The sequence below is a fragment of the Winogradskyella algicola genome (assembly GCF_005869935.1).
GTDB lineage: Bacteria > Bacteroidota > Bacteroidia > Flavobacteriales > Flavobacteriaceae > Winogradskyella > Winogradskyella algicola.
In genome coordinates, this window is sequence record NZ_SZQF01000001.1 from 645,910 (window position 1) to 671,100 (window position 25,191).

At 33.4% G+C, this 25,191-nt stretch carries 23 protein-coding genes and 1 tRNA gene; 8 read left to right on the top strand and 16 right to left on the bottom strand.

Annotation, left to right across the window (positions count from 1 at the left end; translation table 11 throughout):
- Positions 1-24: 24 nt before the first annotated feature.
- The 9 genes from rsmA to FC091_RS02805 all read right to left on the bottom strand — a co-directional run bounded on the left by rsmA (position 25) and on the right by FC091_RS02805 (position 9,530).
- Complete coding sequence (gene rsmA / locus FC091_RS02765) at positions 25-813, bottom strand: 16S rRNA (adenine(1518)-N(6)/adenine(1519)-N(6))-dimethyltransferase RsmA (protein ID WP_138432746.1); 789 nt, start codon at positions 811-813, stop codon at positions 25-27.
- 53 nt (positions 814-866) lie between these two features.
- The gene (locus FC091_RS02770) at positions 867-1,190 is read right to left on the bottom strand and encodes a DUF4286 family protein (protein WP_138432747.1); all 324 of its coding nucleotides are present in this window, start codon (positions 1,188-1,190) and stop codon (positions 867-869) included.
- Positions 1,191-1,264: 74 nt separating this feature from the next.
- Positions 1,265-3,052, bottom strand: coding sequence for a tetratricopeptide repeat protein (locus FC091_RS02775; protein ID WP_138432748.1), 1,788 nt, complete (start codon positions 3,050-3,052; stop codon positions 1,265-1,267).
- A 379-nt stretch (positions 3,053-3,431) separates the two neighbouring features.
- Entirely contained in the window at positions 3,432-4,703 is a 1,272-nt protein-coding gene (serS, locus tag FC091_RS02780) for a serine--tRNA ligase (RefSeq protein WP_138432749.1), read from the bottom strand.
- Between the two features lie 77 nt (positions 4,704-4,780).
- Complete coding sequence (locus tag FC091_RS02785; protein ID WP_138432750.1) at positions 4,781-6,109, bottom strand: HTTM domain-containing protein; 1,329 nt, start codon at positions 6,107-6,109, stop codon at positions 4,781-4,783.
- Positions 6,102-7,004, bottom strand: coding sequence for a bifunctional riboflavin kinase/FAD synthetase (locus FC091_RS02790; RefSeq protein ID WP_317128723.1), 903 nt, complete (start codon positions 7,002-7,004; stop codon positions 6,102-6,104). The genes FC091_RS02785 and FC091_RS02790 overlap by 8 nt, the downstream gene beginning before the upstream one ends.
- 61 nt (positions 7,005-7,065) lie before the next feature.
- Positions 7,066-7,698, bottom strand: a complete 633-nt coding sequence (gene pth / locus FC091_RS02795; RefSeq protein ID WP_138432752.1) for an aminoacyl-tRNA hydrolase — start codon at positions 7,696-7,698, stop codon at positions 7,066-7,068.
- Between the two features lie 75 nt (positions 7,699-7,773).
- On the bottom strand, positions 7,774-8,412 hold the full coding sequence (locus tag FC091_RS02800) for a 50S ribosomal protein L25/general stress protein Ctc (RefSeq protein ID WP_138432753.1): 639 nt from the start codon (positions 8,410-8,412) through the stop codon (positions 7,774-7,776).
- Between the two features lie 176 nt (positions 8,413-8,588).
- Positions 8,589-9,530 (bottom strand): ribose-phosphate pyrophosphokinase, encoded by a 942-nt coding sequence (locus FC091_RS02805; protein WP_138432754.1) that lies wholly within the window; start codon positions 9,528-9,530, stop codon positions 8,589-8,591.
- Positions 9,531-9,674: 144 nt separating this feature from the next.
- Here FC091_RS02805 and FC091_RS02810 point away from each other — a divergent pair.
- From FC091_RS02810 to FC091_RS02830, 5 genes are all read left to right on the top strand, one after another.
- A tRNA-Leu gene (locus FC091_RS02810) sits at positions 9,675-9,758 on the top strand.
- Between the two features lie 114 nt (positions 9,759-9,872).
- Positions 9,873-11,261, top strand: coding sequence for a tetratricopeptide repeat protein (locus FC091_RS02815; RefSeq protein WP_138432755.1), 1,389 nt, complete (start codon positions 9,873-9,875; stop codon positions 11,259-11,261).
- 110 nt (positions 11,262-11,371) lie between these two features.
- Entirely contained in the window at positions 11,372-11,962 is a 591-nt protein-coding gene (locus FC091_RS02820; RefSeq protein ID WP_138432756.1) for a HupE/UreJ family protein, read from the top strand.
- A gap of 91 nt (positions 11,963-12,053) precedes the next feature.
- Entirely contained in the window at positions 12,054-12,482 is a 429-nt protein-coding gene (locus FC091_RS02825) for a deoxycytidylate deaminase (protein ID WP_138432757.1), read from the top strand.
- 27 nt (positions 12,483-12,509) lie between these two features.
- Positions 12,510-14,117, top strand: coding sequence for a S41 family peptidase (locus FC091_RS02830; protein ID WP_138432758.1), 1,608 nt, complete (start codon positions 12,510-12,512; stop codon positions 14,115-14,117).
- On the opposite strand, the gene FC091_RS02835 is transcribed toward FC091_RS02830, so the two are convergent.
- Genes FC091_RS02835 through FC091_RS02845 form a run of 3 tightly spaced genes read right to left on the bottom strand, consistent with a single transcriptional unit; the run spans position 14,107 to position 15,511 of the window.
- Complete coding sequence (locus tag FC091_RS02835) at positions 14,107-14,718, bottom strand: FAD-dependent oxidoreductase (protein ID WP_138432759.1); 612 nt, start codon at positions 14,716-14,718, stop codon at positions 14,107-14,109. The genes FC091_RS02830 and FC091_RS02835 overlap by 11 nt on opposite strands.
- Positions 14,715-14,918, bottom strand: a complete 204-nt coding sequence (locus FC091_RS02840) for a hypothetical protein (protein WP_138432760.1) — start codon at positions 14,916-14,918, stop codon at positions 14,715-14,717. The genes FC091_RS02835 and FC091_RS02840 overlap by 4 nt, the downstream gene beginning before the upstream one ends.
- Positions 14,919-14,929: 11 nt before the next feature.
- Positions 14,930-15,511, bottom strand: coding sequence for a MarC family protein (locus FC091_RS02845; protein WP_138432761.1), 582 nt, complete (start codon positions 15,509-15,511; stop codon positions 14,930-14,932).
- Between the two features lie 90 nt (positions 15,512-15,601).
- Here FC091_RS02845 and FC091_RS02850 point away from each other — a divergent pair, with 90 nt between their 5' ends.
- The gene (locus tag FC091_RS02850) at positions 15,602-16,171 is read left to right on the top strand and encodes a DUF3109 family protein (RefSeq protein ID WP_138432762.1); all 570 of its coding nucleotides are present in this window, start codon (positions 15,602-15,604) and stop codon (positions 16,169-16,171) included.
- Positions 16,172-16,332: 161 nt separating this feature from the next.
- Entirely contained in the window at positions 16,333-16,839 is a 507-nt protein-coding gene (locus FC091_RS02855) for an RDD family protein (protein WP_138432763.1), read from the top strand.
- A gap of 96 nt (positions 16,840-16,935) precedes the next feature.
- Here FC091_RS02855 and FC091_RS02860 read toward each other — a convergent pair whose 3' ends face one another.
- A complete protein-coding gene (locus tag FC091_RS02860) occupies positions 16,936-17,787 on the bottom strand; it encodes an OmpA/MotB family protein (protein WP_138432764.1) in 852 nt (283 codons plus the stop codon).
- Positions 17,788-17,932: 145 nt separating this feature from the next.
- A complete protein-coding gene (locus tag FC091_RS02865) occupies positions 17,933-20,209 on the bottom strand; it encodes an inorganic phosphate transporter (protein WP_138432765.1) in 2,277 nt (758 codons plus the stop codon).
- A 287-nt stretch (positions 20,210-20,496) separates the two neighbouring features.
- On the opposite strand from FC091_RS02865, the gene FC091_RS02870 reads away from it, so the two are divergent.
- A complete protein-coding gene (locus tag FC091_RS02870) occupies positions 20,497-20,853 on the top strand; it encodes a toxin-antitoxin system YwqK family antitoxin (RefSeq protein WP_138432766.1) in 357 nt (118 codons plus the stop codon).
- Between the two features lie 85 nt (positions 20,854-20,938).
- Here FC091_RS02870 and FC091_RS02875 read toward each other — a convergent pair whose 3' ends face one another.
- Together FC091_RS02875 and FC091_RS02880 are read right to left on the bottom strand one after the other, a co-directional pair.
- Entirely contained in the window at positions 20,939-23,782 is a 2,844-nt protein-coding gene (locus tag FC091_RS02875; RefSeq protein WP_138432767.1) for a TonB-dependent receptor, read from the bottom strand.
- 67 nt (positions 23,783-23,849) lie between these two features.
- The gene (locus FC091_RS02880) at positions 23,850-25,124 is read right to left on the bottom strand and encodes a hypothetical protein (RefSeq protein WP_138432768.1); all 1,275 of its coding nucleotides are present in this window, start codon (positions 25,122-25,124) and stop codon (positions 23,850-23,852) included.
- Positions 25,125-25,191: the final 67 nt, after the last annotated feature.

The following is a 25,191-nucleotide window of genomic DNA, read 5'->3' on the forward strand; positions in this document are numbered from 1 at the left end:
AAATCACTCGAAATGACCTAAAACTTAATTTTGGTCGTTTTCAATAAGCGAAGTCAGCTCAATAAATTGTGAAACACTTAATTGCTCTGGTCGCTGCCCAAAGATAGTATTTGCTTTTAAATTATCGGAAAGATTCAAGGTTTTTAAACTATTGCGCAATGTTTTTCTGCGTTGCTGAAAACCTGTTTTCACGACTTTAAAGAACAAAGCTTCATCACAAGGCAATGTGAAACTTTCTTTTCGTTTTAGCAACAATACACCAGAATCTACCTTTGGTGGTGGGTTAAATACTGAAGGTGGTACTGTAAATAAATACTCAGCATCATAAAATGCTTGTGTTAGAACCGATAGAATACCATAGATTTTAGAACCTTCTTTAGAACAAATACGCTGTGCAACTTCCTTTTGAAACATCCCTGAAAATTCTGGTATTTGATGACGCATCTCCAAGGTTTTAAAAACTATTTGAGAAGATATGTTGTATGGAAAATTACCAATGATAGCAAAAGGTTGCTCTTTAAAAACTTCGGTTAAATCGTATTTTAAAAAATCCTTTTCGTAGATTCTGTCTGAAAGGTTAAGGTAGTTGTTTTTAAGGTATTCAACAGATTCTGTGTCAATTTCTATAACGTGAGTTTTAATATCTTTTTTGAGAAGATATTTAGTCAATATACCCATTCCAGGACCAATTTCTAATACGTCCTTATAGCCTTGCAGTGTTAAGGTATCTGCAATCTTTTTGGCAATATTTTCATCTCTTAGAAAATGTTGCCCTAAGTGTTTTTTGGCTCTAACTTGATTTTGATTTGACACTTGTCCGGAAGTATTTATTTAAAAAGATTCCTGCCTACGCAGGAATGACAAACTTAATTGAAATTTACCGAATACTCATCTATGACTTCTAATTCGGTTCTAAACGCTAACATTTTGTCTGCAAACCGTTTTAGTCCATCGCCTCTTAGACGCTCGGCATCTTCAGCATAATAAGCATCTAAAGCTTCTCTAGAATGCGCCTTATATTGTACAGAATAGGTTGTGCCTCCCATGTCTTCTTTTACTAATACTCTAGTGAGTTTGGCATCTACAAATTTCCCTGTAGCTAAAACTTGCGGAATATGCTCTTTTATCCAACTTAGCCATTCATCGTGAACGGAATCGTCTATGTTTACTGTGACGTTGTATATGATCATAAATTCAATATTCAATTTTGAAGTACCAAATTCCAAAGATAAACCTTTGGGATTTAGTTTTTGAATTTTGTGATTTAGTTTATACTATCACCTCTCAGCATCCTAAACTTTTTTCGAGATTCTATAAAGTAAATACTGTCTTCAAAATCGAAAATAATTTTTTCGTAAAGCTGTTTGGCTTCTTCTGGTTTGGCTAAATGTGTATTGTATAATTCTGCCAAATAATAATGTGCATCGTCCGCTAAGATGTCTTCTCTATAGTCTGCAATAATTTTTAGATAGTTGGCTTCAGCTTTGTTGTATTGCTTTTTCTTTTCAAACAATTTGGCTTGCTGAAATAAAGCTTGGTCGATGATACTTTCGCCTTTATGTTCTTCTAAAACTTTATCTAAAAGCGAAATAGCTTCATCCGTTTTATTCTGAAAAGCGAGTAAATCTGCCTTTGCATAATATTTTAATGCGGTTTGAGTACTGTCTTCCCACTTGTTATCTGAGATTAAGAGTTTTAAATCTAAAGCATCGTTGGCAATAAGTTGTGAGGTTGAGGATTTTAAAATTTTGAGTTGCGATTCTGCCCAATCAAAATCACCTTTATAATAGCTGGTTTTTGCAACTTTAAATCGTGCTTCTTGTGAAATTGTACTGTTTTTTAGACTTAGCTGAATTTGAGAATAAAAAATTAAAGCTTCATTAAAACGTTCTTGTAATACCAAAATATCAGCTAACAGCAGTTTTACTTCAGCTTCTTGAAATTCTGAAATATTCAGTTTCATGCTTTTTCGTAAAAATGATGTCGCGCTTTCGGTGTCTTTTTGATGAAATGCTAAAAACTCACCATACGCTAATTGTAATGGTAAGGTTAATTCAGACTTTCCGAATTGGTCAAATAATTTATTATAGGCTTCATCAATAACATCTAGTTCTTTTTTTGATTTTGCATTTTGAGTATCAATTTCAAGAATATATTGATGCGCTGTCAATGCTGTAGTAGCATCTTGAGTGGTTTCTAAAACGTAATTAAAAATATCTTTTGAGGTTTCACTATCATTATCACTTAATGCTGTAACAGCTAGTTCAATTATTCGATCTAAACTTTCAGGATTACGCTTATACAACGCTTTTTCTTGAATAAAAGATTTGTTATAAGCTTTCTCTTGTACATACAACCAACTCAGAAATTCATACCAATACGGACTAGGTTCTTGCTGAATTTTCTTCAGTAATAATCGCCTTAAAAAAATATTGTTTTCGTTATCCTTATTCTCGGATATAAAATCACTTACGGCTCGTTTTATATTATTGATGTAGTTTGGTCTGTAGGCTATATATTCAATATAGTTCTCAAACATTTTTTCAATATTACCCTGATCACCATAAATTCTAGCTAATTGAATGCTGTAGTTTTTGTCTGGTGTTAAGATTTTACCTTTGTCATACACTTGTATGGCTTCATCTAATAGCGAATGATCTTCAAATTTTTTTGCGACACTGTAAATGTAGTTTGGGTTTTCGTCTATGTAATCTATAGCTTCTTTGTACAGCAGCTTTGCTCTATCTAAACTGTCTTTAAGCTGATAGTTATAGCCTAGTTCTACTACCATAGTTGGGTTTCTGCGTTTTTCGAGCCGCTGAATAATGATGTTTTCGGCAGTATCAAATTGCTCTAATTGCTGATGTGTATCTATAAGTTTGAATAGATACTTATAACTATACGGCTTTTCTTTGTTTAGATTTTCATAAATGACGAGTGCTTTTTTAAACTCCCCTTTTTTATAATAGCTATCAGCTAGCACTTCGCTGTTTTGCGAACTCGCAAAAGAGAGTGTAAGAAAAAGCAATATTAAGAATAGATAGTTCTTCACAAAAAGCGTTTTTGTAAATATAACAAATGCAGTTTCTAGTTATTGTAAATGTTATGATAAAAAAATGCCTAAACGTAGGGTTTAGGCATTTTGACCAGCAAAATAAATGTGCTATTAACCATTATTCGTAATAAATATGATTCAATTACTTTGTCGTGGTTTTTTTAATACTTTATGTAATTAGAAAAAAACTTTGCTTACCATAACAACTAGTGCAATGAGTAGTACAATGCGTTTTACATTTTTCATAATTAGGCTAATCCTTGATTTGGATTGCTAACTTGATAAAAATAAACAAAAAAAGCGAAGAAATACATAAAAAATCGATTAAAAACACGTTTTTTTAACAATTGTGTCCAAAATCTTCGATAGAAAGCGGCTATGAGATCATCTCAAAGCCAGTGTATGGCACTAATACGTCAGGGATTTTAATACCGTCTTCTGTTTGGTAATTTTCTAAAATTCCAGCTAATACTCTTGGTAACGCTAATGAACTTCCATTAAGCGTGTGGCATAACTCATTCTTGCCTTCACTGTTTTTAAAACGTAATTTTAAACGATTGGCCTGGAAAGTTTCAAAATTAGAAACAGAAGAAATTTCTAACCAACGGTCCTGAGCTGTAGAGAATACTTCAAAGTCGTAAGTTAACGCAGAAGTAAATCCTAAATCGCCACCACATAGACGTAGTATTCTGTATGGTAGTTTTAGTTCTTTCAAAATACCTTTTACGTGCTCTACCATGCCATCTAAAGCATCGTAAGATTTAGATGGATGCTCAATTCTAAGGATTTCAACTTTATCAAATTGATGCAGACGATTTAATCCTCTTACGTGTGCACCATAACTACCTGCTTCGCGTCTAAAACAAGGTGTATAGCCTGTTATTGCTTTAGGTAAATCGTCTTCGTTTTGAATGGTGTCTCTAAAGATATTTGTTGCAGGAACTTCTGCTGTTGGTATTAAATATAGATTGTCACCTGTAACATGATACATTTGCCCTTCTTTGTCTGGTAACTGACCAGTGCCAAAACCAGAAGCTTCATTTACTAGGTGAGGCACTTGCATTTCGGTATAACCAGCTTCAGTGTTTTTATCTAAAAAATACGTGATAAGTGCACGTTGTAATTTTGCACCTTTTCCTTTGTAAACAGGAAAACCAGCACCAGTGATTTTGTTACCAAGTTCAAAATCTATGATATCGTACTTTTTGGCTAATTCCCAATGTGGTAAAGCACCTTCAAACAGTGTTGGGATATTACCTTCGCGATACACTTCTTCGTTATCTTCATCTGTATTACCAGCTGGAACTATTGCGTTAGGTACATTAGGAATTTTGTACAACAACTCATTAAGTGCTTCTGCTTTTTCATTTAGCTCTTGCTCTAAAGTTTTAACGGTCTCTTTTAACTGCGTTGTTTTTTCTTTTAAAACATTAGCTTTTTGAGCTTCGCCAGATTTAAATAAGTTACCAATTTCTTTTGATAAAGCGTTAGATTCTGCTTTAGTATTATCTAATTTTGTCTGAAGGTTTCTTCGATCTTCATCAAAAGCAATGACATCATTAATCATATCGGTAGCATCGATATTTCGTTTTGCTAAACCGTTAATAACAGCGTCTTTATTCTCTCTAATAAAAGCAACTTGTAACATATCTAAAAATTTGAAACTACACTAAAATGTGTACAAAATAAGGCAACAAAAGTAATAAGAATTTGAGCAGATAAAAACTATTTTGAAGGTTTATCTGCCGAAGCCGAAGGCAATATCCAATCGAGATGTTTAAAATGATGCCATTCTTCATTTGCGAGGTCTACTTTTGGGTCTATTAATGGTTTAGAACGTTTACCATTAACACTAACGTAAGCTCTAACGTATACTTTAACCGTTTTACCTTTTTTAGTAAAATCTTGTTTTAAATGTTGTGCAAATTGCCATATGATATCTGGTTTTGTACTTGCGCCTCGCTGTTGTTTTTTTGTGAGATAATCATCAAGTTTTATGGGAATTGCATTGTTTGTGGCTTCGTCAATAACACGGTACGATACTCTGCCGCTTTTGGCTCGTAGCATCATTCTCCAAGATAAACGATGGCCTTCTTCTGTCCATAGAACATCATCTTCAAAATAATGATGACGTAGTGGAAGTGCTATATGAATGATAAAATAGACAACAAAGACACTAATAAATACCGAACTGTATTTTGGTACTATAACTTCTTGTGCTTTATAAAATTCTTTCTTCTTAAGAAATATATTTCTAATAAGCTTTGGTTCAAAAAAGAAAAGGCTAAAAGCCAAAGCTAAATAAGGGAAAATGCCAATTTGTAAAACAACTGAATTAAATAAATGAAAGAATATTGCAACAAAAAAGGCAAACTTTCGTGTTGGTTTAAATAGCAAAGCCGGAATAATTAAACCATCAAACAAAATGCCTCCATAAGTGAGAAAATAATGAAGCCACTCTTGTTGTAATATATCACCAATTAGAGGGTAATCTGCCTTACCCTTCATTAGTAAGCTTATAAATGTTGTGTCTAACCAATCTGGATATAGCTTAGCTATTGTGGCATAAGTGTAAAGTATAAACAATTGAATAACAAAAACCCATTTACACCAAGCTGGCATTGAAATACGTTTTATTGAAGGATTTAATCTTGCATCTACAGAGGCATACCTGTTAGCTGGTAGCAACACCATTAAAAAACTTAATATGAAGAGCAAGTAGTAATGATTGTTATAGGAAGATTTTTGCATGAGGTAGGTTGCTGTCCACATTATAGCAAACATAAACATACTAAATCTGTACTTATAGCCTACCATAATGAGTAACCCAAAAATTCCCATAATGATATAGTAGGCATACATCCAGTTGCCAGGTAGTGGTTGTAGCCACTCAAAACCTATAAATGAAAAGGTGAATTCAGGATCAATTAGTGTGCGTTTTACCCAACCAAAAACAATAGCTCCAATAGATTCTAAAAAGCAGAGTAGGCCAAAGATGATCCTAAAGACTATAAGACCAGAGTTGTCTATATGTTTAAACAAAAACTTATGCATTTATTCTTTTTATGTGCTCTAAGGCATCAGTCATATCTTTACTTAATTGCTTTTTTAAAGCATCGAGATTTCTGAATTTCTTTTCGCTTCGTAACCAATGTAAAAACTCAACTCTTAAATTTTTACCATAAATATCCTTGTCAAAATCAAAAAAATGAACCTCTATTGATCTTGTTTTTCCACTAACGGTTGGGTTGGTGCCTATATTCATCATACCATAAACGATAGTGTCTTCTATTTCAGATTTAACGATATATACACCATCTCTAGGTATTAACTTATACGATTCTTTAATATGGATGTTTGCCGTTGGGTAGTCTAGAGTTCTTCCAATGCTTTTTCCTTTTACAACCTCTCCAGAAATATAATAGTTATAGTCTAAATAAGAATTAGCGATTTCAATATCACCATTGTTTAATGCATTTCTAATCTTTGTTGAGCTAACAGTAACATCTTTAATCTCTTGAGCTGAGATTTCTTCAACCTTAAAACTGAATTCTTCAGCAAAAATTTTTAGATCATTAATATTTGCACTCCGATTTTTACCAAAATGATGATCATAGCCAATCACAATCTGCTTGGTATTGAGTTCATCAACAAGAATTTGTTCTACATAGTCTCTGGCAGAAAGATTAGCGAATTCTTTGGTAAATTCTTTTACAATAACTTCTTCGATTCCTAAATTTTTAAGAAGCTGAATACGTTCATCAATAGTGTTAAGAAGCTTTATTTTATCATCTTTTTGAAGCACCATACGTGGATGTGGAAACAATGTTAACACAGTTGGAACCAAACTCTCTTTTTGAGCTAGAGCAACTACGCGCTTTAGTATTTTTTGGTGACCAATATGGACTCCGTCAAATGTACCTATAGTTAAGATTTTTTCAGACTTCAAAGCAATTGCTAATATTTTATCAAAGTTAGGTCTTTAAACAGAAAATTAATAGTGAAGTAGCTTATTTTCCATTAAATTGATTCATGGTATTGTTAACGCCAGCTAAAGCAAAGGATTTAATTAACTCTCTCGAAATTTTAAGACGTTCTTGCAGCTTTGAGTTTTCTTCATCATTCCATTCGCCAAGGACATAATCAACCTGTCTACCTTTGCTAAAGGTATCACTAATGCCAAACCTAAAACGGTTATACTTCGTAGTTTGTAGTTTATCTTGAATGTCTTTTAACCCATTGTGCCCACCATCACTTCCTTTTGTTTTGAGTCTAAGTGTTCCGAAAGGTAAGTTAAGGTCATCAGTGATAACCAGTAAGTTGCTCAAAGGGATTTTCTCTTTTTCTAACCAATATTTTATTGCTTTACCACTAAGATTCATATAAGTACTTGGTTTTAGGAGTATCAATGTTCTTCCTTTAACTTTTAGAGTTGTTACATCTCCAAGTTTTACGGTTTCAAAAGTAGCTTCTTCTTTCTCAGCTAAAAAATCTAAAATTTTAAAACCAATATTGTGTCTGGTATTATGATATTTTTCTCCAATATTCCCTAAACCAACAATTAAGAATTTTTTCATAAGATCTTCTTCATTTTCTATAATGGCATTGCCAAAACCAAGCCACTTTTTTAAGTGTTTCCACATGCTATTAAATTTGTGTAAAAATAAAAAAGCATTCTGTAAAAGAATGCTTTTTTAAATATCTGGAAAGTTTTTAAACTATTCTTGAGCTTCTGCTGCTGGCGCTTCTGCTGCACCTTCAGTAGTTTCTCCATCCTCTTCTTCATCTTCGTCTTCAGCATCAACAATAGCAAGTCTGCTACGTCTCACCTGACAAACAACCGTGTTATCTGGATGTAAGAATTTATAATCTTCATTTTTTAACTCAGTAATGTAAAGCTTGCTTCCAATCTTTAAAGGAGTAATATCTACCTCAATAAAATCTGGTAATTTAGACGGTATAGCTTTCACTCTAAGTTTACGGTAAGGTCTTCTAAGAACACCACCATTTAATACACCTTTAGAAGTTCCTACAATTTGCACAGGAATTTCCATCGTAATCTCTTTGTTTTCAAAGATTTGGTAGAAATCTATGTGAAGAATTCTATCTGTTACTGGGTGAAATTGAATGTCTTGCATGATAGCATTAAATTCTTCACCATTATCTAAGGCAATCACAACTGTATGCGCATTTGCTGTGTATACAAGTTTAGAGAATGCCAACTCTGGTGCAGAGAAATGAATAGGCTTGTCTCCTCCGTATAATACGCAAGGAACCTGACCAGCATTACGTAAGGCTTTTGTTGACGATTTGCCTACGCTTTCTCTTTGAGATCCATTAATTGTAATTGATTTCATTTTAAAAGTTTAATTATTAAATATTTAAATTCCTCATTTTGAGGGCTGCAAATTTAAACATATAATAGAGAAATACTAGCCTTTTGTGCTATTTTTTGAGGTAGAAGAACACTATTTCGGTAATTTCTTTATTTATTCAGGTTTAAATAGCCAAAAACCTAGAATAATTAAAAGTTCTACATTACAAATTTACTACTAATTGACTGGTTGTGGTGTACATTGTACATCACTTCTGCAAATAAATTAGCACAACTTAATACTCTTAATTTTTTACTCTCTTGTTTTAAAGGTATAGAATTGGTAACGATTAATTCTTCGAGTTTTGAGTTTTCTAATCGATCGTAAGCACTACCAGATAAAATAGGATGTGTACAAATGGCTCTAACGCTTTTTGCACCACGCTCCATCATTAAGTCTGCAGCTTTGGTAAGCGTGCCAGCTGTGTCAACCATATCATCAACTAAAACAACATTTTTGCCAGTAACATCACCAATAAGTTCCATGTGCGATATTACATTGGCTTTAGCACGTTGTTTGTAACAAATTACAACGTCGCTCTTTAAAGCTTTAGAGTAGGCGTAAGCACGTTTAGAACCTCCCATATCTGGTGAAGCAATTGTTAGATTGTCTAGATTTAAACTTTTTAAGTAGGGTAAAAATATTGTTGAAGCGAATAAATGATCTACAGGTTTCTCGAAGAATCCTTGTATTTGGTCTGCATGCAAATCCATAGTAATGATGCGAGTTGCACCAGCAGCTTCTAACATTTTTGCTACCAATTTTGCCGCTATTGGCACTCTTGGTTTATCCTTTCTGTCTTGTCTGGCCCAGCCAAAATAAGGCATAACAGCAGTAATATGTCTTGCCGATGCACGTTTTGCAGCATCTATCATCAACAACATCTCCATTAAATTTTCTGGTCCAGGATGAGTAGAGCCAATTATAAAAATCCGTGTACCTCTGATTGATTCCTCATAAGATGGTTGAAATTCACCGTCACTGTAGGTAGAAGTAATAACGTTACCTAATTTAACTCCGTAGGCAGCTGCGATTTCTTCAGCTAAATCTTTGCTTTGTGAACATGTAAAAACCTTGGCTTCTGTGATATTATTAGGCATTTGAGAAAGTAATTATAAAGCGTTGTTAGTTAGATTATATAATGCGTTCAAAGTTAGAAAAATTATTCACTCACTAAAAGCATAAAACCCACTATTTTTAGTTGGTTGCAGAAAAATATTTTATATTTTTGCTGTCCTGTTTTGGCCAAAGTGGTGGAATTGGTAGACACGTCGGATTCAAAATCCGATGCTAGCAATAGCGTGTGGGTTCGAGTCCCACCTTTGGTACGAATAAATTTAAAGGCAAGCATAATATTATGCTTGCCTTTTTTCTTTAGGTTGATTTGGTACATTTTTTGTGGCTAGTTTAATTGAATAACTAACTATAAATCAATCACTGTTATGAAACTACGATCCATTGTTTTCTCGGTGGTTTTGCTATTAAGTTTCGGTATTAATGCTCAAACTGAATTAGAATGCAAAACCAAACTTTCAATTTTTCACGAAGCTGTTAAAGCCAAAAAATACGATGCTGCATACGAACCTTGGTTATATGTTAAGGATAATTGTCCTGATTTAAATCTTGCAATATATTCAGATGGCGAAAAGATATTAAAACATAAAATTGAGAACTCAAAAAACGAGATTCAATTGAGATTTGTAAATGCACTTTTAGATCTGTGGATACTGCGTGGTGAGCATTTTAAGGGTGATACTCCTCAAGGTGAATTTGAAGCAAAAGCCTGTCAGTTACAATACGATCACAAAGAAGAGTTAGGGAAAACAACCTCAGAACTTTTTGAGTGTTTTAATGCTGCTTTTAATGCAGATAAAGAGACCTTCACACATCCCAAAGGTTTATATACCTACTTTTCTTTGATGGTAGAATTATTCGATTCAGGAAAAAAATCTTCTGCAGAGTTGTTCGATACCTTTGATGATGTTAGCGAAAAAATTGATGTTGAAATTCAGAATTATTCTGAAAAATTAAATGCATTGGTAGAGAAAATTGATAATGGCGGAACGCTTACTAATAGCGAAGAAAATAAGAAAAGGGCTTACGAAAGTTATCTTAAAAACTACACGCTTATTCAGAATAATATGAATGTTATAGTAGATAAAAGAGCTACTTGCAAGAATTTAATTCCACTTTACACTAAGGATTTTGAAGTATATCAAAATGATTCTATTTGGTTAAAGCGTTCTGTTAGCAGAATGTACCATAAAGACTGTACAGACGATGATCTTTATGAAAAGTTGGTTAAGCAATACGATAAAGTAGCACCATCGGCAGATACTAAAGTATATATAGCAACACTCTTATTTAAAAAAGGAAAAGATAAAGAAGCTCTTCAATATTTGGAAAAAGCAGGTGAGCTAGAAACTAGATCTTTTAAAAAAGCCAATATTATGTTTAGAATAGGTACTATTCTTAAAGATAAGCAACAGTATTCTAAAGCAAGAAATTATTTATCTGAGGCACTAAAGTTAAATCCTTCAAACGGAAAACCACACCTTTTAATAGCGCTTATGTATCATGATAGTGCTAAGGATAAAAATTGTGGTAAGGATAATTTTGAGCAAAGAGCAATTTTTTGGTTAGCTGCCGAAGAAGCTCAAAAAGCATCTAGAGTAGATCCAACCCTAAATGATTTAGTACAAAAATATGTAGATAGCTATTTAGCAAAAGCACCTGCTAAAGAGAAGATATTTCTTAGTGGGTTAGCAGGTAAAACTTTAAAAATTGGATGTTGGATCAACCGATCTGTTAAAGTGCCAACTATAGATTAATAAGAAAAGATTTCTTAAGATTTAGTATATAAAGCCTAAAGATTAACTTTAGGGTTTTTTATCAATATTAATCGTAACTTTGGCTAACCCAAATTATTTAAATTTAAGCTATGTTAGAAAATTTTTGGTTCAATGTGCAATATGGCATTAACCACGTTTTAGATATCAATGGCTACGACCATGTTCTTTTTTTAATGGTACTTGCAGTGCCTTATGTCTTTAAAGATTGGAAACGCGTTTTACTGCTTGTTTCTATGTTTACATTAGGACATACCTTATCATTAGTGTTAGCAGCTTATGGTGTTGTTTCGGTAGATGGAGGGTTAGTTGAGTTTTTAATACCTGTAACCATTTTAATTGCTGCAGTTTATAATGTCTTTACAGCAGGTAAAAAAGATAGAGGTAAACAAATAGGTTTGCTGTTTTTCACTACATTGTTTTTTGGTTTAATTCACGGTCTAGGCTTTGCTAGAGAGTTTAAAATGTTTGCGGGTAAATCTGAAAACAAAGTAGAACTCCTCTTAGAATTTGCATTGGGTATTGAGATAGCACAGATTATTATCGTATTTATAGTTTTATTCCTTGGGTATCTGTTTCAGACCCTGTTTAGATTTTCGCGTCGCGATTGGGTAATGGTACTTTCAGCAATCGTAATAGGATTGGTTCTTGAAATACTTATTCGTAACGATTACTTATGGTAATACTAAAGTTTTGTAAAACTTTAACGACAGCCTAATTGCTTATACAATTCTATCCTATTATATTCGTTAAATACTTTGTTTAAAACACTTAATGTCAAACAAAAAACAATTACGTTACGATAAAGCTTATTTGCGTATTGCTCAAGAATGGGGTAAACTTTCGCATTGCAAGCGTAAACAAGTTGGTGCACTTATCGTAAAAGACCGAATGATTATTTCAGATGGTTATAATGGCACACCAACTGGTTTTGAAAATTATTGTGAAGACGACGAAGGGTATACAAAATGGTATGTGCTTCATGCCGAAGCAAATGCTATTTTAAAGGTGGCTTCTTCTACACAATCTTGTAAAGGAGCAACTTTATATATTACATTATCTCCTTGCAAGGAGTGTAGTAAATTAATACATCAAGCAGGTATCGTAAGGGTAGTCTATTCTCAATCTTATAAAGATGACTCTGGCATCGAATTTTTGAAAAAGGCAGGAGTAGACATTCAACAGATAGAAGACATTAATTAAAAACTCTCATTTTGTTGAGAGCGCAATATGGCAACAAAAAACAAGTACATACCACTCATTATTGGTGTAGCTATTGCTGCAGGTGTTGTCATTGGCGGAAAGTTAAACTTTACAGATACGTCTGATAACCTTTTTACAACAAATAGTAAAAAGGATAAACTCAATCGATTGATAGACTATATAGATTACGAATATGTAGATGAGGTAAATACCGACAGTATTGTAGACGTTACTGTTAATGGGATTTTAGACAATTTAGATCCACATTCTACATACATACCAAAAGAAGATTTAGAGCGCATCACTGAAAATATGAAAGGTGATTTTGTTGGTGTTGGTATCAACTACTATCCATACAAGGATACTATAGCAGTAATAAAACCAACAGAGGATGGACCAAGTGAAAGCGCAGGAATAATGAGTGGTGATCGTATTCTCCTAGCAGATGGCGATACCATTTACGGAAGAAATATCACTAACGACTATATTTCAAAAAAATTAAAAGGCGATAAGAATACTAAAGTGAAGCTCACAGTATACCGAAAAAGTGAGGATGAAATCTTAGAATTCGAGATTAAACGTAAATCAATTCCAATTAAAAGTGTTGATGCTGCGTATATGTTAACTGATGAGTTGGGTTATATAAAAATGAATCGTTTTGCCGAAACGAGTTTTATTGAATTTAAGACAGCTTTAGAGGATTTGCAAGATCAAGGTGCTACAAAATTGGCGTTAGATTTGAGAGATAATCCTGGAGGTTTTCTGGGTATAGCAGAACAAATTGCAGATGAGTTTTTAGAAGACGATAAGCTGATACTATTTACTAGAGACAAAAAAGGAAGAGAAGAACGTACTTATGCCACAAGAAGAGGTGATTTTGAAGATGGTGAAATCTATATTCTTATCAATGAAAATTCCGCTTCAGCAAGTGAAGTTATTGCAGGAGCATTGCAAGACAATGATAAAGGTATTATTGTTGGAAGACGTTCTTATGGTAAAGGTTTAGTTCAGCGCGAAATGGCTCTAGGAGATGGTAGTGCAGTGCGCTTAACTGTTTCTAGATATTATACTCCGACAGGTCGTTCTATTCAAAGGCCATATACCAATGGAGACAATAATTCGTATTATAACGATTATTATAAACGTCTACGTACAGGTGAATTAGCCGATGAAGAAAATATTAAAGTTGACGACTCATTAAAATTTACAACACCTAAAGGAAAAGTTGTATATGGAGGTGGAGGTATTATACCAGATGTTTTTGTGCCTGTAGACCGTTCTTTTGATAATGAAACGATTAATTATTTAAGACGTCGAGGTCATTTCGGATACTTTGTTTTTGAAGAGTTAGATAAAGATAGAAGCATATATCAAGATGTTACCAAATACGATTTTATAAATAATTTTGAAGTGAGTGACGATATTGTTGTTCGTTTTCAGGATTACGTAAATCGTAAGGAAGGCACCAACATCACGTTTGTGGCTTACAATGATGAAATTAGACGTCTTATAAAGGCAACCTTAGCAAGGCAATTGTTTGATGATAATTCTTTTGAAGAAGTGCTTAATAAGGAAGATATCATGGTGCAAGAAGTAATTCTTCTTAGCAACGAATACCCAAGTTTTAAACAGTAACTTTGTCGTGTACCTTGGTGTGTTTGCCATCATTCCAAATTGTAAGAATATCTGTAGCTACATGAGCACCACTGCCACTAGCAATAGCAAACTGGCTTCGCCATCCTGCTAATGTGCCAGCGACGTATAAGTTGTCTTCTATTAAGTGATCTGTATTTTTCAGCCAGATTCTATCTTTTTCTTTAATAGCTCTAGGATGAGGTTCAATATAATTTTCTAAACCTTTTATGGTAAATAGATTAGTATAACCAACAGCAATAACCACTATTTTAGAGAGGTACTCATTTTTATTGGTAATAACCTTAAAACCTTTATCCTTATGCTCTATGTATGTGGCTTTTTCTTTATCTATTTGGAAAACATGAGGATACAAATCTGCAAGCTGTTGAATGCCGTCGTTTAAAATATCTTTACCTAAAGTGCCTGGTGTAAAACCAAGAACGTTATTAAATAAAGCATTTTGGAGATGCGAGCTTTTTTGATGTGTTATAATACCAACCTTTTTGTCTTTTGCAAATGGTTTTTCTTTTGCAGAGCCCAAGACTAAAGCACAAGATAAACCAGCAGCACCAGCGCCAATGATTAGTACATCAAAACTCATTTTCTTTTTTTGCTTAAAATTTCAATTTTCTTAGAGATTCTAAGGATTTGCAATAGTATAATAGCACAAAGTGCGGCAAAAATTGTAATAATAGCTGTTTGGCTCTCGCCTGTTAGTAATGCGTCAAAATTCAGTTTTGTTGCATTAAAAACTATGAGTGCTAATGCAATAATTGTTAAAATCCAAGTAAAAACTTTCATAATAATATGTTTTAAACCAGCAGCGCTTTAATATTTGCTGCGAATAATTTAACCGCTATTGCTAACAAAATTACGCCAAAAACTTTTCTAATTATGTTAATTCCATTTTTACCTATAAGTTTTTCGATTTTAGCTGATGTTTTTAGAACTATATAGATTACAATAACATTAGAGATAACAGCAACAATGATATTTTCAATTTCAAATTCAGCACGAAGTGATAGTAAAGTTGTTAAACTTCCTGGACCTGCAATGAGAGGAAATGCCAAAGGAAAAACAGAAGCAGTCATTGCGCTACTTTCGTCATCTTTATAAAGCGTTATGCCCAATATCATTTCTAATGCAATAAAGAAGATGACAAAGGCACCAGCTACAGCAAACGAATTAACGTCTATACCAATAAGATTCAATAAACTTTTACCAACAAAAAGAAAAACAATCATAATTACACCAGCAATTAATGATGCTTTTTCACTCTGTATATGACCTACTTTTTTGCGTAAATCGATAATGATAGGAATGTTTCCTACAATATCTATTACGGCAAATAAAACCATGAAAGCAGTAAATATTTGTTTAAATTCTAACTGCATAGCTTTCGTTTTTAAAATTTGGCGCAAAGGTCTTATTTTATTGTGGATTGACAATATTAAATAACCGTAAAGTTTATTTATTTTTGCTTCATGTTTCAATTAGGAAAGACAATAGTTTCAGAAGATATTATAGAAAAGGATTTTGTGTGTAATCTCTCGGCATGCAAGGGTGCTTGTTGTGTAGATGGAGATGCTGGTGCTCCTTTGGATGAAGAAGAAACCAAAATTTTAGATGATATCTATCCAAAAGTAAGACCCTTTTTGCGAAAAGAAGGTATAGAAGTTCTTGATGCACAAGGTGCTTGGGTAAAAACGTCTTACGGAGAATTAGAGACTCCACTTATTAATGGCGCAGAATGTGCTTATGTTATTTTTGATGATAAAAATACGGCGTTATGCGGTATAGAGGAAGCCTATAACCAAGGGGAGATAAGCTGGAAAAAACCTGTGTCTTGCCATCTTTACCCAATTAGAGTAAAGGACTATTCCGAATTTTCTGCAGTGAATTACGAAAAATGGGAAATATGTGATGATGCCTGTACACTTGGCAAAGAATTGCAAGTGCCTATTTACAAGTTTGTAAAAGAGGCCTTAATCAGAAAATTTGGTGAAGATTGGTATACAGAGTTAGAAAAAGTTGCTGAGAAGAATTTTAAATAATTTTTAAGTATTTTTAGTGCTAACACTTTTTGCTAAGACTTTATACATAATCTTTCAGTCTTATTGATTAGACATCGATTAGGTCAATCAAAAAAACAGTATTACTTATTTACGTTTATCTAGGAATCTTATATTTGGATTATAATTAAACGTTAAAAATAATGTATCAAAATCGAAATCACGTATCACCAGACGTTTTAGCCTCAAAAGGTTTAAGATTTGCTAACTTAGTTATTGACTACATTGTAAGGTTTGGTGTTGGTTTCATAATGGGTGTTGTAGTAGCACTAGTATCTGAACTGACAGGAAATTATGCGGTTTATGACTTTGTGGTTGAGTCAGAGGGAAGGCTGTCAGATTACATTTTTGGAATTTTTATTCTATTGATTTATTATTTAACTATTGAAGGTCTAACTGCGCGATCTATAGGTAAATATGTTACAAAAACAAAAATTGTCACTCATGAAGGGTTAAGGCCGGATTTCGGTACAATTTTTATCAGAACATTATGTAGATTAATTCCGTTTAATGCATTTTCTTTTTTTGGCGAAAATGGTAGTGGTTGGCATGATTCTATATCAAAAACCTATGTCGTAGATATTAATAAGTTTGAAAGTAAAAGAGAAACAGAGTTAGGTCTTGAACAAATAGGGAAACTGCCAGAATAATTCTGTGAGATATTAAAGTTTAAAAAGTAAAAAGCACTCAATGCCGAACTATACGGGAGAGTGCTTTTTTTCACCTCTATAAAAATAACGGATTAATTAATTTGCTTCCATTAAAGCAAAGAACTTATCAATATTTGGCATCAGAATAATGCGCGTTCTACGATTTTTGGATCTGTTTTCTCTAGTATTGTTGTCTACTAAAGGTTGGTAGCTACTACGACCAGACGCTATTAATTTTGCTGGGTCTACATTGTACTTGTGCTGTAGTTTTCTTACCACAGAAGTTGCTCTTAATACACTTAAATCCCAGTTGTCTTGTATTTTCTCTGTGTTTATACTTCTAGAATCTGTATGGCCTTCTACCATTACATCTATACTCTCTTCGGAATTAATGACATCTGCCAGTTTTTGTAAAATGTTGTTTGCTTTACTACTTATTCTATAGCTTCCAGAATTAAATAACATTTTGTCTGAAATTGAAATCATAACAACAGTTTCGTTAATGTTTACAGCAATGTCTTCATCTTCATTTAAATCTGAGTTGTTCATCGTTTTTTCAAGATTATATTGAATGGCTAAATTCATAGAATCTTTTAAAGTTTTTGCTTCAGCTACTTTTGAAGGATCCACGTTTTCTAATGTGGCAAGCATTTTTTGCTTACTTTCATTAGACATAACTGTACCATCTTTGTTGACATCGAGTTTAATGTCATTTTCAATTTTAAGACCTTCCACATCATTACTCAACGAGTTTATTTTTTCATTGTATCGGTCTACACGCTCTTGAATTTTCGCGAATTTATTCTCTAAATCCTCTTTTTCTACTTGGGTTTTGGTTAGTTGACTCTTAATCTCACCATTTTCTTGCTCTAAAGCCATGTATTTCTTTTTGGAAACACAAGAACTTAACAAGATTGTTGCTACTAAAAGCATTGAAATTTTTTTCATGTCTTCGTTTTAAATTAGTTTATGTAGTATATCTAGATATACGACCAAATACATTTTTTAGATGTTTAAATGCATAAAATTTTCAGAATTGGTCATAAAAAAGCCTTAGATTCTCTAAGGCTTTCTATATTTCATAAGTTCTAATTTATTCTTCTTGATCTGTACCATTTAATTTGGCAGGCTCAACCGAGCTATCATGAGAATGATAATACTCTTCAAGTAAGTTCATTATGGCAGTTAAAAGATCTTTAGTCTCTAATAATAAACTAAAGTAGAGTGTTGTGTTTTTAGGACTTGATTCTTCGTTTCTTGTGCGCTCTACTTGTTTTTGTATTTTGTCTTTAACCAAATCAAACACTTCGTTTTTATCTTCTAAGACAGCACCAATTTGTTCAAAAGATCTAGACTCAAATGCAGATTGTGTTGTTGCAAATAATGTTTCGAGTTTGCTATCTAAATCTTTAAGTTCTTTAACCTGACTAAACTTTAGCTTTTTATGATTGTTATTAATGTGCTTGTGGCTTGCTTTAGATATGTAATCTAAAGACTGGGTAATATCCTGTAAATGCCCAAGTATATTGATGTAAAAATTACTTGCAGCTACACTAGGTTCGTCTAGGTTTCTAATAAAATAAAAGATATTATCTTTTAGATCATCAATCTCTGTTGATAGTTTGTCTATTTGTCTTCTGTTTTTCTTTAAAAGTTTTAAGTCTTGAACAGCTAGACCGTTAATAGCAGATGTGTAAATTCTATTTCCACGCTTTATAACATTGGCAATATTAGATGCGCTTTCGTGAATAACACCTTGGGTAGAACTACTTTCGGCTTTTTCTAACTGGTCTTCTTCACGCATTATTTTTGAGCTTTTTCTGTGTGATAAATAGCTTCTTATCAATAAGGCTATAGCTAATACTAATAGTCCTGCTAAGGCATAACCTCCGCCATAGTATAATATAAAAGCCATAATTGCGGCAGCTAAAAATGCACTAAAAGCAGTGAAAAACCATCCGCCAATTACATTTAGTACACCTGCAACTCGGTATACAGCACTTTCTGTTCCCCAGGCTTTGTCAGCTAATGAGGTTCCCATGGCTACCATAAAGGTGACATAGGTTGTAGAAAGCGGTAACTTCATAGAAGTAGCAATTGAAATAAGAACAGAAGCAACCATTAAATTTACAGCAGCTCTAACCAAATCAAATGCAGGTTTATCCTGTTCTTTTACAACAACTTTAGGTTTTATGAATTGTTTTTCAGACCAAGTTATGTAAGAATTAGGAAGAATTTTATTTATACTATCATTAAGGCCAATGGTAAGTCTTACAATGTTTCTAGATAAATAATTTGGTTCAAAACGCTCTTTGACTTCGTCTTGTCTTGATAAATCTACAGATGTTTTTACAACAGCCCTAGCCTTACTAGAAAACCAAAGCGTTAGTACCATTATAAGTCCAGCAATAAGCAATAAATAAGGCTCTGTTTGCACAGGTTCACCTAATGCAGACATTACATAATTAGTTGGTTCGGCACCACTTCCACTCCAAGCTTCATATGAGTTGTAAGCGGCAATAGGAACACCAATAAAATTTACAAGATCGTTGCCAGCAAATGCCACAGCTAAGGCAAACGTTCCTACAATGATAATAATAGTATAAATTTTAGCATTTAGAAATTTTACAGCTAAGAAAGAAAAAAGAGTGAAAACCAGAAAACTAGCTTCGACGAAATATACAGGATGATCATTTAAAAACTCTAATATAGCTTCATCCATGAAAGTAGCATTTTTTAGACCTTTAATAATGATAAAATACATAATCGATGATAGGGCAAAACCACTAAAAACAGCGCTATACCAAACTGGTTTTTCTTCAAATTTAAATGATAATAATAATCGTGATACGTATTGAATGATAGCACCTATCGTAAAAGCAACAACAACAGACAGTAGAATACCGAGAATGATTTCAATAGCTTTTTCGTTATTTATGTAGTTGCCTAAATCTATTATAGATTGAGAATTATCTGCATAAATCTTAATAAGTGCAACAGCGACCGAAGCGCCTAATAATTCAAATACAATAGAAACCGTAGTTGAGGTTGGCAGGCCTAGTGTATTAAAGAAGTCTAATAGAAGAATATCTGTAAGCATCACAGCCATAAAAATGACCATGATTTCGTTAAACATAAATTCCCCAGGATTAAATATGCCTTTTCTTGCTACCTCCATCATACCACTTGATGTAAGCGCACCAACAGCAACACCAATACTAGCAACAATCATTATGGTTTTAAAAGAAACGGCTTTGGAGCCAATAGCAGAATTTAAAAAATTTACAGCATCATTACTTACACCAACAACTAAGTCTGCAACAGCTAAGAATGCTAATGCAGCTAGCATATAGACATAAAGGTTTTCCATTTAAAAGAGTAACTATAATTGTAGGCAAATTTCTTCTTTTAATTTCAACGTTATGTTACCTTAATGTTATGATATGAGTTGATATTTAAAAAAATAACGAATTGATTTCACAGTAAATATGGGAGCTTAATTAAATATTATCTAATGTTAATGAGTATTAATTTTGTAATAGTATGAAAATGAGTTAATTAAACTTTTAATGTTAATTTAATGTTATGTAAAAGTTGTTTAAATGTAAAATTAATGTTATGTTTGTAATGTAATTATTAATCAAAGCCCAAATGAATATGAAAAATTTAGTAATTGTTCTTATGATGTTGAGTGTAGCGTTCTCTTACGCTCAAGACAGTAAAGAACCAAAGTTAGAAAAGAAAGGCGACTTAACTTACGTTACGTATTATCATGATAATGGAGAAATAAGTCAAACAGGTATGTTTAATGCTGACGGCAAAGTTCATGGAGAATGGAGAAGTTATGACTCAGAAGGTAATAAAGTAGCCTTAGGAAATTATGATGATGGTAAAAAAGTTGGTAAATGGTTTTTCTGGCAAGGTGAATCTTTAAAGGAAGTTGATTTTATTGATTCTAAAATTGTAAGTGTTAACCAATGGGATAACAAAACTAAAGTTGCCATTAACAATTAATCATTGTTGGTATATTAAATAAAAAAGGCGCTCTTAATTTAAGAGCGCCTTTTTTATTTAATAATACTTGATCTTAATCTAAGAACTAGAACTTGAATGTGTATCCTAACGATATTTCAGTACCTGGTTCTCTCAATGAAAAAATTTGATTACTTGTACCAAAAGATTCATATTCACTTAATCTTTCGTCATTAAGTATGTTGGTTACTTTAATATCTATCGAAGATCTTTTATTTTCTCCAAATGATTTGTTTAATGTAAAGTTTAAGCTGTTAAAAGGTTGTGTGTACACATCTGGTACTTCTCTAATACCAACAACTTCTAAAGTTTCACCTTGTACGTTATAGAACAATCCTGTTTGTAAACCAATATCACTATTGTCGTAATTTAAGCCAACATTTACTAAGTATGGTGCTTGCCCTTGCATATCCCTTTTTCTGTCAATTGACTCACCATCTCTAGCTGAGGCAACTCTACCATCAAACTCGTCATCAGACATGGTTAACTCAGATTTAATTATAGAGAAATTTGCTGTTACCTTAAGGTTGTTTAAACCTTCTGAAATGAAGCCTAAACGTTGTCTTACTTCAAATTCAGCACCATAAACAACAGCATCTCCTAAGTTACCAACAGTAAGCTGAGTTGGAGCAGATACAAAGAATGTTTGCTCAATTACGTCAGTAAAGTCTTTATAAAATCCACTAACTGCAAACATTTGGCCTTGCTCACCAAAGAATTCATATCTTATATCAAAGTTATTGATATAAGTTGGTACTAAGTTAAGATCACCAATAAATAACCTGCTTGTAATTGGGTCAAATATTTGTGCAACAGAAGCTTCTTTAAACGAAGGCCTAGCTGTAGTACGCGAGTAAGAGGCTCTTAAATTAGACTTATCATTAACTGCATAAATAAAGTTTGCAGAAGGGAAAAGGTCGAATTCATCTAAAATTAATTCTCTGTTAAATACGTTGTCGGCATCTTCACCAGTATAAAATGAGTTAAAAAACTCTGTTCTTAAACCTACTACCGTTTTTAATTTTTCTGTGATATTGAATTCTGTAGAAAAATATGTAGCACCAATTTGTTGCTCACCTTCGTAAGCATCTCTTGGATTAAAGTTGTCTGTAAAAACAACAAAAGTACCTGCGTCTGTTTCTGGTGTCCAGATATTTTCCGTTGCTAAAAGGTTGTCTGCGTCACCGTTAGCTATAAACGACTGACCTCCTCTAATGTTAAAGGTAAAATCATCTATACTAAAGTCTCTGAATTTATATGTAAAAGCACCACCAAATTTAATTTTAGCAGGTCGACCAAACATTTCAACAGTTTTGTCAAAATCCGCTTTACCAGCCCATGACTCTTCCAGTAAATGTCTCCACAACTGAATAGGCAAGGTAGATGCAGAAGGACTTAAGAAAGAACTACCGTTATCAGATTGTTGAAAAGGAGTTATTCTATGGTTCTTGTCCATCACTTTAGAAAAAGTAGGGGATAATTTCCATTCTAAGTTAAATGGCTTATCGTCCGTCATGCTATTTAATCTATGCTTACCAGTAAGTAGTAAGTTAGTGATAGAACGTTCAGTATAGGTGATTGAGTTCTTGGTAAGTGGCTCTAAACCACCACCAGTTCCATCTTGTGATATTACTTGGTTAAAGAAACCTGCAGTTGACTCACCATTTTGAACATGAAGTAAATTTACTTTAAACTTAGATTTATCTGTTTTATAGGCTAAACCTAACATACCATTTAAAATCACATTATTAATACCTTCAGAACCTCTAGAGTCTAAGGCAGCAATTAATTCATTATCAGCGGTGTCTTGTGGGTTTTTTATGTAAGCACCATCAAATCTATTCTTGTAAAATGTAGTTTCATTTTTGTAAGAGAAAGATGCTTGGTAACCTAATCTATCATCTCCAATATCATATTGGTTTCCTAATGTAAATCCAAAGTCATAGTTCATACCACTAGTTTCTTGCTTGGCAGCTAATTCCTTTGCAAAACGATCAGTAAGCGTTGTAAGTGTAACAGTGTTAACACCATTACCTAATACTCCTTCTTCAAACTGATATCTATTTACAGGTACGTTGCGTGTACCATCATCATAACCTAACCAATCAGTATCACTACCTTCTGAAGTTAGATATGCATCATTAAAGTGCATGTCTGGGTTGTAACCTCCACCAAACGAAACTGAATATTCAGCTTTGCTAGGAAAATCCTTAGTAACAATATCTACAATACCACCTGTAAAGTCTGCTGGATATTCTGCAGACGCCGATTTTAATACAATAACGTTATCTAATATACTAGTAGGAAATAAATCCATTTGTATAGTATTACGGTCTGGGTCTAAACCAGGTATATCAATACCATTTAAAATAGATTTAGTGTAACGATCACCAAGACCTCTAACGAATACGTATTTATCTCCTTGAATAGAAACACCAGGAACACTTTTTACGGCTGCAGCAACATTGCTGGCTCCAGAACTTTGTATTGCTTGTGAAGATAAACCATCTAGCACCACTGCAGATTTTTTCTGTAGATTTAATACAGCACTTTCCGTATTTCTTTTTGTGGTTGTAGTAATAACAACTTCATCAAAAGAATTAGTTTCCATTAATACGTCTAAGGTCAATACCTCACCATTTTTAATGATAACATCAGAAATTTCTTTAGTAGCGTACCCTACAAAAGAAAAAACTAATGTGTAGGTACCTTCTTCTAGCTCTAGCTCATATTTTCCATCAAAATCAGTGGTAATTCCTTTAGAGGTGCCTTTAACTACAATATTAGCAAAGGCCATTGGCTCGTTGAATTCACCATCAATTACAGTACCAGACACTATACCTTGAGAGAAAGCGGTAGGCGCAAATGACAGAAATATAATAAAAGCTAAGACTTTTAATATTTGTTTCATATAATGTTTTGTTAATCCAATGCCTACCTGGTAGGCATTGGATTTATGAGTGAATGAAAAGTGTTTATTAGAATCCTAAGCCACCCTCTACATTAGAGTAGGTCCAGCTTAAGTTAGAAGTAGTAGCACCAACTGTTTGCGTACCTTCTGTTACTGCAGTTGCAGTAGATCCAAAGCCAGTTACAGTTACTGTTTCTGCTTTGTTAACAAAAATACTAGTAACGTCGGTAACACCTGTAGGCAATACTATTTCCCAAGGACCAAACGTTAAGTCACCATTATTATAGTTTGTTGCTACACCGTCATTGTCTAACTCTACATCCGATTCTGCTTTAAAACCAAAAGCGTATACATTTTCTGTATGACCTTGTGCGTTACTTCTGTAATCTGCATATTCTCCGTTAGCGGTTACAGCGTTACCTATAATGGTAGCATTTTGTAAAGTAAAGGCACCAGAACCTGTTCCTTCAGGACCGTCAATTTCAAAAGCATGGTCAGAAATATCACCTAATACAACAACTACATTATCTATAGTTCCAGAGTATGCTTGGTCAATATCGATGGCGTCATCACCTTGAGCCCATACCAATAAGTTAGAAGCATCGCAAGTACCACCAAAAAATTCTACACCGTCGTCAACGTTTCCTACAACTTCGATGTTATCGATGATTGTACCATTACCAACACCACCTAATGTAAGGCCGTTAATTTCGTTACCTTCACCAATTAAAGCGCCACCATGACGGATTGAAATGTATCTCATACTACCAGAGCTATCGTTAGCGTCTGTACCACCGTAAAGACCAAATGTGTCGTCTGCTGGTATACCTTCAATTTGAGCCTCAGCGATATCGCCAGAGAAAGAACAAGGTGCGTTACCTAAAACGATTAATCCACCCCAAAGACCTCTGTCGTTTTCATCTAAATTAGTACCAGCAGTTTGTCCGCAGGTAATGTTATCTTGAGTAGATGTGAAAATAATTGGCTCAGAAGCTGTACCATTAGCGTTAAGAGTGCCACCTCTTGCTACAATTAAAGCAGAAGCTAAAGAACCCGTACCTGAAGAACCTTTAATGATAGTACCAGGATTGATAGTTAAAGTTGCGCCAGCAGGTACAACAACCTTTTGGTTTAATTGATAAATATTATCGTTTGTCCATACAGTACCATTTGCAACCTCACCAGTTACAGCTACAACAGGGCAATCATCTCCGCCACCACCAGGATTTTCATTAATTATTGTAGTAGATGTTTCTACTATTAAAGGAGCATCATCATCTTTAAAACAACTAGTGAATACTAGTGTAGAAGCTACTAACGTGATTAAAAGTAATTTTTTCATTGAGTTAAATTTTTAATAAACAATTTTTAGTTTTTATTGTGTTGCAAAGAAAAAGTGATATTCTTTT